General features: G+C 62.7%; 13 protein-coding genes. 2 read left to right on the top strand and 11 right to left on the bottom strand.

The window, feature by feature from the left end:
• Nucleotides 1-221: 221 nt before the first annotated feature.
• The 4 genes from ACYPXD_RS12370 to ACYPXD_RS12355 all read right to left on the bottom strand — a co-directional run bounded on the left by ACYPXD_RS12370 (nucleotide 222) and on the right by ACYPXD_RS12355 (nucleotide 3,032).
• Nucleotides 222-1,505 carry an RNA polymerase sigma factor gene (locus ACYPXD_RS12370; RefSeq protein WP_459711340.1) on the bottom strand — a complete coding sequence of 428 codons (1,284 nt, stop codon included), beginning with the start codon at nucleotides 1,503-1,505 and terminating at the stop codon, nucleotides 222-224.
• Nucleotides 1,506-1,513: 8 nt separating this feature from the next.
• Nucleotides 1,514-1,954, bottom strand: a complete 441-nt coding sequence (locus tag ACYPXD_RS12365) for a VOC family protein (protein ID WP_459711338.1) — start codon at nucleotides 1,952-1,954, stop codon at nucleotides 1,514-1,516.
• A 94-nt stretch (nucleotides 1,955-2,048) separates the two neighbouring features.
• Nucleotides 2,049-2,462 (bottom strand): YciI family protein, encoded by a 414-nt coding sequence (locus ACYPXD_RS12360; RefSeq protein ID WP_459711336.1) that lies wholly within the window; start codon nucleotides 2,460-2,462, stop codon nucleotides 2,049-2,051.
• Nucleotides 2,463-2,678: 216 nt separating this feature from the next.
• Complete coding sequence (locus ACYPXD_RS12355) at nucleotides 2,679-3,032, bottom strand: YciI family protein (RefSeq protein ID WP_459711334.1); 354 nt, start codon at nucleotides 3,030-3,032, stop codon at nucleotides 2,679-2,681.
• Between the two features lie 659 nt (nucleotides 3,033-3,691).
• Here ACYPXD_RS12355 and ACYPXD_RS12350 point away from each other — a divergent pair.
• Nucleotides 3,692-4,813, top strand: a complete 1,122-nt coding sequence (locus ACYPXD_RS12350; protein ID WP_459711332.1) for a porin — start codon at nucleotides 3,692-3,694, stop codon at nucleotides 4,811-4,813.
• A 141-nt stretch (nucleotides 4,814-4,954) separates the two neighbouring features.
• Here the strand turns inward: ACYPXD_RS12350 and ACYPXD_RS12345 are convergent, their stop codons facing one another.
• The 5 genes from ACYPXD_RS12345 to ACYPXD_RS12325 form a co-directional block, all read right to left on the bottom strand.
• Nucleotides 4,955-5,422: an SRPBCC family protein gene (locus tag ACYPXD_RS12345; RefSeq protein WP_459711329.1), complete on the bottom strand. Its 468-nt coding sequence runs from the start codon at nucleotides 5,420-5,422 to the stop codon at nucleotides 4,955-4,957.
• 185 nt (nucleotides 5,423-5,607) lie between these two features.
• A complete protein-coding gene (locus ACYPXD_RS12340) occupies nucleotides 5,608-6,747 on the bottom strand; it encodes a Rieske 2Fe-2S domain-containing protein (RefSeq protein ID WP_459711326.1) in 1,140 nt (379 codons plus the stop codon).
• Between the two features lie 326 nt (nucleotides 6,748-7,073).
• Nucleotides 7,074-8,555 carry a glycosyltransferase family 2 protein gene (locus ACYPXD_RS12335; RefSeq protein WP_459711324.1) on the bottom strand — a complete coding sequence of 494 codons (1,482 nt, stop codon included), beginning with the start codon at nucleotides 8,553-8,555 and terminating at the stop codon, nucleotides 7,074-7,076.
• 62 nt (nucleotides 8,556-8,617) lie between these two features.
• Nucleotides 8,618-9,151 carry a cytochrome b gene (locus ACYPXD_RS12330; protein WP_459711487.1) on the bottom strand — a complete coding sequence of 178 codons (534 nt, stop codon included), beginning with the start codon at nucleotides 9,149-9,151 and terminating at the stop codon, nucleotides 8,618-8,620.
• Between the two features lie 285 nt (nucleotides 9,152-9,436).
• Nucleotides 9,437-10,354, bottom strand: a complete 918-nt coding sequence (locus ACYPXD_RS12325) for a LysR family transcriptional regulator (protein ID WP_459711322.1) — start codon at nucleotides 10,352-10,354, stop codon at nucleotides 9,437-9,439.
• Nucleotides 10,355-10,482: 128 nt separating this feature from the next.
• Here ACYPXD_RS12325 and ACYPXD_RS12320 point away from each other — a divergent pair, with 128 nt between their 5' ends.
• Nucleotides 10,483-10,767: a hypothetical protein gene (locus ACYPXD_RS12320; RefSeq protein WP_459711319.1), complete on the top strand. Its 285-nt coding sequence runs from the start codon at nucleotides 10,483-10,485 to the stop codon at nucleotides 10,765-10,767.
• 61 nt (nucleotides 10,768-10,828) lie between these two features.
• On the opposite strand, the gene ACYPXD_RS12315 is transcribed toward ACYPXD_RS12320, so the two are convergent.
• Nucleotides 10,829-13,954, bottom strand: coding sequence for an enterotoxin A family protein (locus ACYPXD_RS12315; protein ID WP_459711485.1), 3,126 nt, complete (start codon nucleotides 13,952-13,954; stop codon nucleotides 10,829-10,831).
• A 449-nt stretch (nucleotides 13,955-14,403) separates the two neighbouring features.
• Nucleotides 14,404-14,733 (bottom strand): thioredoxin family protein, encoded by a 330-nt coding sequence (locus ACYPXD_RS12310; RefSeq protein WP_459711483.1) that lies wholly within the window; start codon nucleotides 14,731-14,733, stop codon nucleotides 14,404-14,406.
• Nucleotides 14,734-14,770 lie beyond the last annotated feature (37 nt).

Below are 14,770 nucleotides of genomic sequence, written 5' to 3'. Positions count from 1 at the left end.
TTACGGAGTGCGGACATGATAGCCTTGCCTTGTAACTTGTCAACTTCGATCTTGCAGGTTACGTGTGCGGTTTGACGATGCAGACATGAGCGTGCGGCAAGCTCACGCGCCTGGATCTGCAGGCAAACCAGAACGCGTGGGCAAACGCCGCTATCAAGCGTATCGATTCAGTGCGCTTGGATGGATGGGGAATGAGAGGCGCTGCCGCCTCGGTCTCGGCCTCAGTGCGTGTCGCCGGTCATCTGCTGCGCACGTTCGAGGAGGAGGTCGCGCTCGCGCGCGTTGCGCGTCATCGTCGCCGCGCGTTCGAATTCGCCACGTGCTTCTTCGCGCCGGCCGAGCTTGGCGAGCAGGTCGCCGCGCACGCTCGGGAGCCAGTGATAATGCGCGAGCGCCGGATCCGCGCTGAGCGCATCGACAATCTCGAGTCCTGCGGCCGGACCGAACGCCATACCCACCGCCACGGCACGATTCAATTCGACGACCGGCGACGGCGCGACTTGCGCGAGCGCGTCGTAGAGCGCAACGATTCGCTCCCAGTCCGTTTCATCGGCGGTGCGCGCGCGTGCGTGGCACGCGGCGAGCGCCGCTTGCAGCGTATAGACGCCACCACCGCCGCCAAGCGACTCGGCACGCTCGAGTGCGGCGAGGCCGCGGCGAATCAACAATGGGTCCCAGCGGCCGCGGTCCTGGTCGAGCAGCAGCACGGGCTTGCCTTGAGCGTCGACGCGCGCGCGAAGACGCGACGCCTGAATCTCCATCAACGCGGTGAGACCGTACGCCTCGCTTTCGTCGGGCACGAGCCCCACGAGCACGCGCCCCAGCCGCAGCGCTTCTTCGCACAATGCCGGGCGCGTCCAGTCGTCGCCGGCCGTGGCCGAATAACCTTCGTTGAAAATCAGGTAGATCACTTCGAGCACCGACGCGAGCCGCGCGGCGCGCGCATCGGCCTGCGGCACTTCGAACGGCACCTTCGCGGCCGACAGCGTGCGCTTCGCGCGCACGATGCGCTGTGCGATGGTCGGCTCGGGCACGAGAAACGCACGGGCGATCTCGTCGGTCGTCAGGCCGCCCAGCAGGCGCAGCGTCAACGCCACGCGCGCATCGGTCGACAGCACCGGATGGCACGCGGTGAACATAAGCCGCAGCAGGTCGTCGCCGATGTCGTCTTCGCGCGCGGCGTCGAGTGCATCGACGAAGTCGGGCACGAGGTGCGCCTCGAGCGCGTCGAGATCGTGGCCGAGTTCTTCGCGCTTTCTCGCGTGCAGCGCCTCCTGGCGCCAGCGGTCGAGCGCACGGTTCTTCGCGGTCGCCATCAGCCACGCTCCCGGGTTATCGGGCACGCCGGCTTTGGGCCAGTGCTCGAGCGCCGCGACGAGCGCATCCTGCGCCAGCTCTTCGGCCACGCCGACGTCACGCACGATGCGCGCGACGTGCGCGATGACCTTCGCGGATTCGATCCGCCACACCGCCTCGATCGCACGATGCGTTTCGGCCGTCGACACGGCCGACCTCAACGGGCGTCCGTTGCAGCCGACACCGCGGTCTGATCCGGCATCGGCACATTCGGGTCCATGTAGGCGAGCTCCCAGAGGTGGCCGTCCAGGTCTTCAAACCCGTGGCTGTACATAAAGCCGTAGTCTTGCGGCTTGCGCGGCGCCGCGCCGCCCGCTGCGATCGCCTTTGCGACGAGGCCGTCGACTTCGTCGCGGCTGTCGCAAGACAGGCAGATCAGCGCTTCGGTGCCTTTCGAGGCGTCCACGAGCGGCTTGTTTGTGAAGTTGCTGAAGAACGGCTTGGTCAGCAGCATCGTGAAAATGTTTTCGCCGACGATCATGCATGCGGCGTTCTGGTCGGTGAACTTCGGCTCGAACGTGAAACCGAGCTTCGCGAAGAACGACTTCGAGCGTTCGAGATCATCGACCGCGATGTTCAGGTAGATCTGCTTGTGCATCGTGCACCTCGCTTGAGTGGCTTGAATGGTTTGTGCGGCTTCGCGGTGGGTCCAGCCAGCGGGAAGCCGGGGGGGCAGCGGCAATCCTGCGGCTTCAGTGATTCGTGCCTTCGAGCTTGCGGAAACGGTCCGTGGCCGGACTCGGTTCGAAATCGTCGAGCCCAAAGAGCTGACGCACCTCGATCTCACCCTCCGCATGTTCGCCGAAGGGCGCCGGGAAACGCCGCGCCCACTCCATCGCTTCCTCGCGCGAGCGCACCTGGATCAGCGTGTAGCCGGCCAGCAGTTCCTTTGTCTCGGCGAACGGACCGTCTATGACCGTGCGCCGGCCGCCTTCGTAGCGGATGCGCCAGCCCTTCGAGGTCGGCTGCAGGCCGCTCGCGTCGAGCAGCACGCCGGCCTTCGCCAGTTCCTCGTGATAGGTCGCCATTGCCGCGATCAACGCTTCTTCCGGCATCTTGCCGGCTTCGCTGTCCGCGTTCGCCTTCACCATGATCATGAATCGCATCGCCATCTCTCCTTGTTTGTCGAGCCCCATTGGCAGAGCCGGAAGCCGCGTGAACCCGAGTTCAGCGACTCCTTGCCTGCACGACGAACCAGCGACGACCCGATCGACATGTGAGATGCGGCGCGCTCACCAGGGGAAACCCGCACATCAGGAGCACGAAGCGGCAATGGATAACCAGGCGCGCCCGGCTACGGCTTCTGATCCCTCGCGCCAAGCCTACTCGTAGCAAGGCCCAAGCTTGCGGACTTCGATCGTGCACCACCGTGCGGCCGGACACTCGGCCGCAAGCGCGAGGGCTTCGTCCTGCGTTTCGCAGTCGACAAGGAAGAAGCCACCGACCATTTCCTTCACTTCGGCGAACGGACCGTCGACGACGCGCGCCTTGCCGTCGTGCACCTGCAGCCGCTTGCCCTTTTTCGCAGTGGCAAGCGATTCGCCCGAGATCAGCACGCCGCGCTCGTTCAGCGTTTCGCGGTAGCGCACCATTTCGGCAAAGACCGCGCGGCCGGCGACTTCGCCGCGTTCGTCGCGCTGATCGACGGGTTCGACGATGAGCAGCATATAAGCCATGGAACCTCCGGGGAAAACGTAACTGCAACGATTGCCGCCGCGCGTGCGGCGGCCCACTTTCGGCTTGCGACGGCAGTCTAGCAAGCGGATGCTACGTGCGGCAAACGCACCGGCGCGATACAGCCGGACACTTTACGGCCGAATTGTGAAATCCCGAAAAAACGCAAATAAATGACAAACAACCCATTTAACGAATCCTATGATCTCCGATTATTTTTTACATTTCAATCGACCAAACGACATAGGACGCCTCTTACCGCTTTCTCAATCCAGATTCGAATTCATCGAAACAAATCCACAAATTCAAATCGTTGTTAACTCGTTAATTTTTCGAGATAATTTCGACTACCCCATCAGTTTGATCGGGCATACGTTGCCACCAAACAACGTCCAATTTAATCTTAAAAATAAAATCCCATTAATTTGAGACGAACAAGGCGAATAAAAACAAAACCCTATATACCATTCACTGATTTATTTCTTGTTTGGCAAAAATCAATTGCTAATTATTCGGGAAAGAATGATTAGGGAGCCTACCTATACTGCGGCCGTTCCCCAGACAGGGAATGGACCGGCCTTGTCAATGGACCGGCTGCATGCGCCACGTGGCGGGCTCCGGCACGCGGCGCGTGATCCACAGAACAGCAAAGGAAGCTCAGATGAAAAAGACTATGATCGTCGCGGCCGCAGCCGCGTCGTTTGTCCCGCTCGCGCACGCACAAAGCAGTGTCACGCTGTACGGCCTGATCGACGCCAGCTTCACGTATGTCAGCAACGTCGACGGCGGCGGGCGTGCCGCCGTAGGTAACGGCGTCGACCAGAGCCGTTGGGGCCTGCGCGGCGTCGAAGACCTGGGTGGCGGATTGAAGGCCGTCTTTACCCTCGAGAGCGGTTTTGACATCGGCAACGGCAAGCTGGCTAACGACGGCTCGCTGTTCAACCGTCAAGCGTTCTTTGGTCTGTCGGGCGACTTCGGCACCGTCACGTTCGGCCGCCAGTGGGATTCGATGCAGGATTACGTGGCGCCGCTCTCCGCAACGGGCAGCTGGGGCGGCACCCTGTTTGCGCACGCGTTCAACAACGACAACCTGAATACGAACGGCGGCTACCCGGTCAATAACTCGATCAAGTACGCGAGTCAGAACTACGGTGGCTTTACCTTCGGCGGCACGTATGGCTTCTCGAACAATTCGAGCTTCGCGAATAACCGGGAATACAGCTTCGGCGCCGCGTATCAGTATGGCGGGGTGCGCATCGGCGCCGCCTACTCGCAGCAGAACAACCCGGGCGCCACGACATATGGCGCGTCGACCGATCCGGAACAGGTCGCGACGTATCAGGCCGTCGGCGGATACCGTGAGCGCGAATTCGGCGTCGGCGCGAGCTACACGTATGGCCCGGCGCAGGTCGGCGTCGTGTGGACTCAATCGCGTCAGGACAACATTGCCGTCTCGGCCGGCTCGTCAGCGCACCTGAACAACTACGAAATCAACGCGAAGTACAACTTCACGCCGGCGCTGAGCGGCGGCCTCGCGTATACGTACACGGACGGGGACTACAACGTGGCGGGCGTGAAGACGAACGTCGGCCATCTCCACCAGATCGGCGCGATGGTCGATTACGCGCTGTCCAAGCGGACCGACGTTTACACGCAAGTTGTCTACCAACGTGCAACCGGAGACGAACTCGGCGCCGCGGCCATCTATTACGGCAATGTTTCGCGTCCGTCGTCGTCGCAAAATCAGGCCGCCGTTTCGATGGGCCTGCGTCATCGCTTCTGATCATCGGGCATCGCAAGCGGCTGAGCCGCTTGTCGCATCAATGCGGCGCGAAGCCGCGCATGAATCGCAAAAGCGCCTGTGTTCAACGAACGCAGGCGTTTTTGTTCTTCCCGGTATTCGACGGCAGTTCCCTGCGTACGATCAACGCGCCGCCATTCGCTTCAACTCGGCCGCAAGCCGGTCGAAGCTTTCCTTGTTCGCCTTCAGCGCAAATGTTTTTACCTGATCGCGCGCGGCCGCCGTCTCGAACATCATCCGATAGGTCAGTTTCGTCTGGCTGCCGGCTTCATCGAACGATACGGTTACCTTGAAATGCGGCCCGGACACGTGATCGAACACGATCCGCTCGGGCTCGGCGATCTCGGCGAATACGCTGTGGTTTTTATAGTCGACACCGTCTGGCCCATGCATGACGAAGCGCCAGTTTCCACCAGGTTTCAGTTCGAATTGGTGGAAGGTGTTGCGAAAGCCCTTCGGCCCCCACCAGCGGGCGAGGCGAACCGGGTCCGTCCATGCGCCGAAGACGCGCTCGCGCGGCGCATCGAAGGTACGTGTCGAAAGAATCTCAAGCTCGGGAACAGTGGCGATCCCTTCGGTTGCTTTGGACATGGCGCGACCTCCTCGAACGACGGCGCGGACCTCGCGCATCGAACGCGAACGCCCTGAAGGCAGCATAACGCAACGCGATCCCGTGCGGCGGTTACGCGCGTCGCGGCGACGGCGTTACACGAAGTCGCACGCAGCCGCGCATCGCAACACGCCGCACGCAAGTAGACAGCGCGAATGCGCGTCGCTCAACTCGCGCAAGGCTGCGGCGCGGCTTCGGTTTCGACCGGCTCGATCGGTACGATGCGGCGCATCGGCGGCGCGCCGCATTGGCGCAGCAGATCGCGCAGTTCGTTGATAACCGGGAACACCTCGTGGTTCCAGTCCGCGCCCTGCGCGTCGTGCGCTTCCTGCTCGCGTTCGACGATCCAGCGGTCTTCCGCAAAGATGCGCTCGGTGAACCAGACGAGCAGCGGCCATGCGGCATCGAGCAGGAACCCGAGCTTCGGCCGCTTCACGGAGAGCAATCCGAACGTGCGATTCGTGCGCTGCTCAGCATCGAGCGGCACATAGATGATCCACAGATCCATCACGAGCGTGCCTTCCGACGTGCGAATCTGCAGCGTCTGGTAGGGGTACTGGGTGCGGATCGTCATCACGTCCTTGTGCTTCTTTTTCGTGCCTTGCCGACTTTGTCCGAACACGAGCGCTTCGCCGATCGGCTGCTGGCCCGCTTCGCGCGAGAACGTGTAGTCGACCTCGACCCAATCGTCGCCGCGGCGACGGCCAAGCGAACGCGCGCGCATCTGGCCCATCTGCCGGCGGTGCAGGAACTGATGGTTCATGTCCATCAGGTTCTCGTGCATGAACGAATAATGGCATGCCACTTCGCGGCCGAAGCGGCGCGTCTTGTATGCCTTGTTGGCGACCGAACCGAGCGGGGGCAGCGGCGTCGTTTCGGCGAGTTCGGCTTTGCCCGGGAACACGAAGATGAGCCCTTCCACCTCCCGGCACGGATACGCGCGCACGCCGTTGGGCAGCCGTTCGCGGCCCAGATACGGAACGTCGATGCAGCGGCCCGTGCAGTCGTAGGTCCAGCCGTGGTAGCAGCAACGGATCGCTTCGCCGTCGACGACGCCGCCGTGCAGCGGCACCTGACGGTGCGCGCAACGGTCTTCGAGTGCAAACACATTGCCCGACTCGGTGCGCACCAGCACGATCGGGTCGCCGGCGAAGCGCACGCCGTGCGCCTTGCCACGCTTCACTTCATGCGACCACGCAAGCGGATACCAGTAGTCCGGGTGAATGTGAACGCGGCGCAGATCGCGCACCGGTACTCCCGCGGGTGTTTCGACTTTGCTGCTTTCCACCGGACTGACTGCGTGCATGTGTGCCGCCCTCCTCTAGCGATCGAGCCTTCGAATACTTAAAGTCCGAAGTTCTCAAGCTTTCTATTGAATTACTGAGTTAGCTGCTCAGTCTACTAGAAGTCGAGGCGCTTTTTGACAATTCGCGAAAATGCACGCTCGCGAAGGCCGGTGCGGCCGCCATTGGGCAGGGTATGTGCGTATGCCGCGAAGCGATGGGAAAAGAAAAAACAAGGGCCGCGGTGCGTTGCGCACCGCGGCCCTTATAAAGCGATGTCAAACAGGAAGAAGCCGACGCGGACAGCCTCTATGCGGACGGCTACGCGTTGCGCGTACAGCCGATGCCGTTATGACTGTCCGTTGTTGCCGTCCGGCGCAATCAGCCCGGAGCGGTGCTGCTTGCCCCACGACTTGCCGCCGCGCAGGAAATGGAACCAGCCGAGCACGGCGCCCGTGTGTCGCAATAGCTGGAACGTGAACGGCTCCGCGATCGCCGCGGCCATCGCCGACCACAAGCTCGATCCGGCGCGCAGCCCGGTCCAGCGGCGATACAGGTGAATGCTCCAGATGTAGAAGACGAGGTCGAGCGCGGTCTTCAGGAAGATCACGCTGAAGATCGAAACGACGATCACGCCGTGGCCGCCGAACAGGAACGCCAGCAGCAGCGCGAACGCGGTCAGCCCGTAGACCGGCTGCATCGTGTCGAATGCCTTGACCGGCAGCATCAGCATGCCGAGCGTGCCGTAGCGGCGGTTGCCCGTCATGTCGCGATTCCAGTATTGCGTTTCGAGGAAACCCGCGAACCAGCGGCGCCGTTGCCGCAGGAAGCTCGCGAGCGTATCGGGCGCATCGGTTTGCGCGTGTGCGTCGCCGACCACGCGGACGTCCCAGTCGAGCCCGCGATCGACCGAGTAGCGGCGCAGCCGGTGGATCAGCTCGTAGTCTTCGACGAGGCACTCTCCGTCGAAGCCGCCGACTGCGACCAGCGCCTCGCGCCGGAACGACGCGAAAGCGCCCGACACGAGCAGCAGGCTGTCCGCGCGCATCCACGCAAAGCGCGAGATGAAGTTGCGCATGTACTCGTACGTCTGGAACCACTGGAACAGGCGTCCGCCGACCGACTTGCTGCAGATCGGCACCAGAATGCCGGTCGCCGCCACGAGCGTCTCGCTCGCAGCGAATGCCGCGCGCATCGCGCGTGTCGCATCGGGCGCAAGCAGCGTGTCGGCGTCGACGGTCATCACCGTTTCGGTCGTCATGCGGTCGATCGCGGCGTTCAGCGCACGCGCCTTGCCGCCGTGCGGCAGACGCAGCCAGTACAGATTCGGATAGCGTTTGCTCGGCGCGCTCAGTTCGCCGAGCGCCGGCGTCGTAAGGCCGTAGCGCGTGGTCAGCAAGGTTTCGGTGCCGTCCGAAGAGCCATCGTCGGCGATCACGATTTGCGCGGGACCGTCGATCTGTTCGAGCAAGGCGGTGAGCGTCACGGGCAGCACGGCCGCCTCGTTATGCGACGCGACGATGATGCCCATCTCGGGCAAGCGCCGCGCACCTCCTGCCGGCAACCCGGCCCCCGCGCCCGGCGACGCCATGCGCCGCGCGAGCGGCCACGACTTTATCGTGACGAAGAACAGCAGCAGCGTGTCGTAGACCACGTACGCGATGCCGGTCGCCCACGCCACCACGCCATGCAGAAAGAATGCGCGCGCGAACAGCAACACCCACAGCGCGGTCACGCTGCCGTGGATCAGCCGGCCGGCCCATGTCGCCTGCCGCGGCGTGAGGCGCGGCGAGATCGCCGCCAGCGCGTCTTCGAGCGAATGCCTAGGCATACTCGCAGCGCGCTCGGCCTGTGCTGCCGGCGCCTGCGGTTCGATTAACACGTCTGCACACATCAAGGCACCATCCGTTTGATCACCGAATGCCGATCCAGCCACTGATGCTTGAGCGCGCCGCCGATATGCATGGCCAGCAACGCATATAGCGCGTAGCCAAACCATGCATGCACCGTGCCGAGCTTGTCGTGGAGATGGAGCCGTTCCTTGACGGCAGGATCGATATTCATGATGAAGCCGATCCGCGGCCATTCGAAAAGGTGGAAATACTGCATCGGATGCGTCGCCGCGTCTTTCCATGCGGAATCGTGAGCCCAGCCGGAAAGCGGCAAACCGATCATCAGCAGGTACAGCAGGAAATGTGCAACGTGCGCGGCCATACGCTCCCACGCTGGAAACTCGGCCGGCAACGGCGGCGGCTTGTGCGACACGCGCCACAAAATGCGCAGCAGCGCGAGACCGAGCACCGTGATGCCGATCGATTTATGCGTATCGATGACCGGACGCACCCAATCGTCGGGCAGCGAATCCGCGCTCAGGCCCAGCACGACATTGCAGATGATCAGCAGCGCGATCACCCAGTGCAGCACCATTGCGATGCGCGTGTATTGCGTTGGCTCCACGGCGCGCGCAAGCGCTGTGTGTCCGTGCCGGGACTCGATTCGGGTCGTCATTGGTGTTTTGTAGGAAATAGGGTTGGCGACGAAAGCTATTCGAAATGGACGCACAAGCGGCCCGCAAACGTGCGGTCAATTCGCTCACCTGTTTTAACGCACAGACTAGCCGTTTTATTCCGGGTTTTCCTGTACGTTGAGGGGCATCGATGTCGTGAATGTGTTTCAGTTCATTGCAACGAACTCCGAACGTTCTTCGAACGCTCATCGAACGACAGTGTCGATGCCTTGCACGAGACGTTTCGCGAGACGCGGCTGGCGAAGCTGGTCGATCCACCATTGCAGGGCGCGGCCTTCGTGGTCGCCGCGCCATGCGACGTATAGCACATTCGGCTCGCGCGGGTCGGCCGTCTCTTTTTCGACGAGCTCGCCTCGCTTCAATAGCGACGCAACGCGCTGCCGCGGCACCCAGCCGGCCCCGAGCCCGTCGCGCTGCGCGAGAATCTTCGCCCGCATGGTGGGCACCGCGAGCGACGCCTGGCCGCCGACCACGCCGTATGCACGGCCGCTCGCGCGCGACGAGTCGGCCACCACGACGCCGCGCTGCTTTGAAATCTGCTCGCGCTTGAGCGGCCCCCTGGCCGCGGCGAGCGGATGGCGCGGCGACACGGCAAACACCCATTCGACGACGCCGAGTTCGAACCAGCGCAGGCCGGGAATGGCCGGCGGTTCGTTGGTTGCGCCAACAATCAGATCGGCGCGGCCGTCGCGCAAGGCTTCCCATGTGCCGCTCAGCACTTCGTGCGTGAAACGCAGCTTGACGCCCGATTGCAGTGCATCGAATGCGTGGATCAGCGGCATCAGCGTGTCGAATTCCAGCAGTTCGTCGCTGACTATCCAGAGCCGGTCTTCCCAGCCGCTCGCCACCTGACGCACGCGCTGCGTCATGCGCGCGACGTCCTGCATCAGCCGTGCCGCTTCTTCGGCAAGCAATTGGCCCGCGGGCGTCAGTTGCAGCCGATAGCGGCGGCGGTCGAACAGCAGCGCATCGAAGCGCGTCTCGAGCTGGCGCGCCGCATGAGAGACGGTCGAGGGCGCCTTGCCGAGCCGCGCCGCCGCTCGCGACAGGCTGCCGCTTTCGCGAATCGCTTCGAGCAGCGTCAGTTCTTCGTCGGTCAACATGTTCAGTTCCATCGAACGATTGGGGCGCGAATATCGTACGACAGGTATACGGTCGCGGTGACGAATCGGCAGCCGCCGTTGCGCTAGACTGTCCGCCACGCCGATCGGTCTGCTACAGGGAGGCTCGCATGATTCGCAAAACGCGCACCGCGTCGCAGTTGCAGGACGAAGTCAGCCGACGCATCCAGCGTTTGCCCGACGTCGTCGAAGAAGGCGTGAAGATTCGCGTGCCGCGGCCGCGATTGCAGGAGCCCGATGCGTCGGGCTGCAATTGGGACATGAAGCATTTCGGCAACATGGCTGGCCATCAGAATGCGGTCGCCGAAGTCGTCGCCGCGGTGCGCAGGGAGTTCAATATGTCGACGGAAGCGAAGGATCTGAACAGCCTGTTCGGCGATCCGTCTGGCGAATAGAGCCGAACGCGACCCGTTCATCGACAGGGCCGGCAGCACCGGCCGTGCAGTCGCCAGCAAGCTAGTTGAACCGACTCAAAAGCTTTGTACGCCGATCTTCCCTGCGGCATATCCGATCCCACGTGTCCTGTTTGACCTGGTAGGTCGAAGCAAGCTTCGTGTTGCGGGGTATGGTTGTCATGCCTTCCGGATCGGATCGCGCCTGCCAGCGGACTATGCCATCCAGGGTTCGGGCTTCCAGCAATCCGGGGGCCGGCACCGTCACGTAGAAGCCATCTCTGAACAGCCACGCGGCATTGCGATCGCGCAACCACGCCGATACGGCGCGTATTTCTCCGGGCCGTATAAGGTTCACGTAGTCCACAAAGTTGCCCTGGTATGCGTCGCCCGGCACCTTCGTCACGAAATGCGTCGTCGTTTTCGGAAGCAGCGCATCCGGGTCGGCCTCGAACAGATAAAGCCTGCGCCGCCCTCCCGTCAGGTTCCAGAATGTGTATTCATTGATTTCCGGCAGATACGGCTGCCGCCGGTCAGGTGAGCGCAGCGACCAGCGCGACCTCGATCCCGCGGCCTCCCGAGTCACGAAGGGCGTGTAGACCGTTGTCCCGGCCGTCAGAAACTTGCCGTCTTCGAAATGAATCAGCTGCGAACCGGTGTATTTGAAGACGCCATTTGTACTATCCGCATGGGATGGAATTCCACCTACGTAGACGTACCCGTCGGCCCCGACTCGCAACACCTTCTTATAGTCGTCGGCGACGTGCAAACGGCCGTCCTCGCCAAACGTGAAGGTGTGCTTGCTCCACGGGCTCGTCGACGACGCTGTGCCCCTGCCCGACACGGTGGGTGCGCCATATGCATCGACATAGAGATGGGTTCCGGACAGTTGCATGTCCGTGCCGCCATAGGCCTCGATCGTCAACGGACCGCGATAGTCCTTCCCCGCCGCTTGCCGTTCCTGCAATTCACGCACTTTCTCCCATGCGTTGTCGTAAAAGTAAGCGTGGAACTGGTTCAGGTCCTGGTTGAATCCTTTGGTTTCGCCCTTTGAGTCTTTCGAAACGAACGCGTTATATATCGGCTTGCGCCATGCGTCGCTGGCGAGAGGAATACGTGACAGCAAAGGTTGCGCGCCCGCCGTCCTGGTCTGGTTATAGACATCCCATCGATAAGCCGGATTGCGAACGAACGCGCCCGCCGTGCCGTTTTTGACAGGCCGCCAACCGCGGATTTGCGTGTAGTCGATCCGCCCCATCGCAGCGACTTCCTTGCTTTCAGGCTTGCGGGTGTCCGTACCGAGACTTCCATTGACGTCGACCATATTCGGAGTGGGCGCGACGAAATAGATGAAGCCTTGCGTTGCACCAGCCGGAAGGCGCGCCGACGCCGTGCCTTGTTCGCGGAACGTGGCCAGATAGCCTGCGCTATCGGTCAGATGCAGGTGGGACGCAACGTCGAAATTGTGCATGTCGAGACTCACGTTGCGGAGCAATGTGCGGTCGGCCTCGAAACCGCCACGCCTCGCCAGTTCTTCCGGCGTGAGCGTCGACGGACGATACAACGCGAATGGCCTGCGGTCCTGTGGATAGCCCAGCGAGCGCTTCAGTTCGTCATGGCTCGGCGTGACGGTCCCGACAGGGTTCTCATAGCCAAAATCGGGCTCAGGCGTCAGATTGGCTACCGGCGCCGTGCGTGACGGAATGCCGCTGACGCCGGCCAATGGCTCGACGCCACTGAGCAGCAGGTTGCTCGTCGGCGATTCATGCTGCGTCGGCGTGATGGGTACGGTGTGGGTCGAGGCGGGCTCGTCGTCGTAGTGGCCGAAATAGATCGTATCCACGTGGTCGATGCCGCCCGATTCCGGATACCCGCGCTCGACCACGCCTTGTAGTGCCTGCGAGAGCTCCGCGAAGTTCGTGTATCTGAAGACACCCATATCAGGTTCGTAGAGATCGTAGGCATCCTGCTCGAAAGCATCGGCCCGGCCGCGCCGCTGCACGACGATCACGTGTTCGCCGGCGGCGGGCGCGGCGCCCCCGCCGCCACGCACATTGCCGTCCACGCCGCGCAAGGACATGCGAAGCTCCGCAAAGTCATTGCGATACGGCAGACGCACGTTCTCCGGATCCCGCAGGCTGCCGAAGTGCTCCCGCAGGTCGGCCAGGAGACGCGCCGCCGTGTTCAGCTCGATACTCCCCGGGCGCCTCGTACGATTCGGCATGTCCGCCACCAGGCCGTACGGGTTCTCTTTGCCGAGGCGGTTGATCTCCTGAAGCAGGTCGGCTCTTCGCAAACGATTCGTGAGCCTTCCCCGGATTTCCACGATCGCGTGCGCGAGATCCGGAACGAGACCTTGCGCGACGCTCCTCAGCGCGTAGTACGCGAATGCTGGGGCGGTTTCCCGGCCGCTGACTCCTGAAGCGACGGAAATCACGTCGCTGGAAAGTTCACTCGCCTCGTCGGCAGGCGCGTCATAGAGCTCACGTGTCACCGTGCTGGCCGGCGGCAAAATCCGTACAGGGGGCGCCTGCAGCGGCGTCATCGGCGGCAGAAGTTCCGCGACGACCGCCGCTGGCGACCGTGAGAAATACTGGATGCTGTGCGGCACCGCTTCCAGGGCAAGTGCCGGCTCGTGGAATGCGGACTCCAGATAGCCCTCGAGCGCCATTTGCATGTCGTCCAGGCTTTCATACATAAAGGCCCCATTGTTCGGGTCGAAGATCGAGTAGTTGCCGTCTCCATTCCGTTGAACGAGCAACGCATGGCCGTACTCGCCGGTATTCGGCCTGCGAGCATTCATCACGATCCGCACGAACGCCATTTCGTTTTCGTGCAATCCACTGCCAAGGCTGCGCACCATCGCGTTGATGTTGTCGATGCGCGCCCTCTCCTGATTGAAGTGCACGATTGCTCTCAACCGGTATCTGAGTAACCCGAGTGCGGAAGCATTGTTCTGAAATGCGGTTACGCGGCCGAACTGTGCCTGCGCAAGACCGCGACGGCGCATCGTCGTGTCCGCGCTCATCTGGTGCGCCACGTCAGTCACATCGGGCGGCACAGCGGCATCGCTTCGATCGATTCTGCGCATCGCTTCACGTATCCACCCCTCGCATGCGCCCTGGCCATGAACGGGTGTTTCGCTCGCGTAGCGATACTGGTCGAATGGGTGGAATAGCCATGCGTCCATCACCAGCGCCTCACCGCCGCGGCACTCGCGGAACGGCGTATTCGCGAGACAAGCTGTGCTATAGCCGACGCCACGGCGTACGCGCGGTGGCGGCGTTGCCGCTGGTGCGAGGCGCGCATCGCGAACAGGTTGAGCGTCCGTTCGCAACGCGACCGCTTTGCGGCGCGACCGCGCGTCCGCGCGCAAACTGCCGGCGTGCGCATCGGTTCCGGCCTGCGGCAGAAGGCTGGCTGCCGGTAGCGCAGGAAGTTGTCGAAAATGATCCGGGATGGGATAAGTGGACACGATGCATACTCCTCGGCAGCGCAAACGCTCATGCGGGAGTCTTTATTGCATCACTTGCAACGACGGGCGATGTAATGCCCGAATGTGGGGTTGTTATAGGCGTGGGATAGCTCGGTGATCTTTCGATCGCCGCGACAGGAGCGGCGGATCGCATGCCTTCCGCATCATGCGGCCTTCAATGCCGCGAACGCTTCTTCGATCTGCGCGACGTCGGTCGGTCTGACCACGCGCGCGACCTCCGCGCCGTCGCGCATGAAGACGAGCGTAGGCCATAGCTTGACGCGAAACGAGCGGCCGAGCGGACGGCCGGGCCCGTCCTCGATTTTCAGGTGACGCGTGCCCTGATGCCGCACGAACGCATTTTCGATTATGGGCTGCGCGCCCTTGCAGTAGCCGCACCAGTCGGTGCCGAACTCGACGACGGTGACGCCGGGAAGGGCATCGACTTCGGCGCGCGTCGGCGCGGTCTTCGCATATTCGGTTACGGTGCTCATATGCCCTCGTGCAACGATGTGAACAGGCGGCGCATGC

The sequence above is a fragment of the Paraburkholderia sp. 2C genome, assembly GCF_054589215.1.
This window is presented reverse-complemented; position numbering and strand designations above follow the sequence as displayed.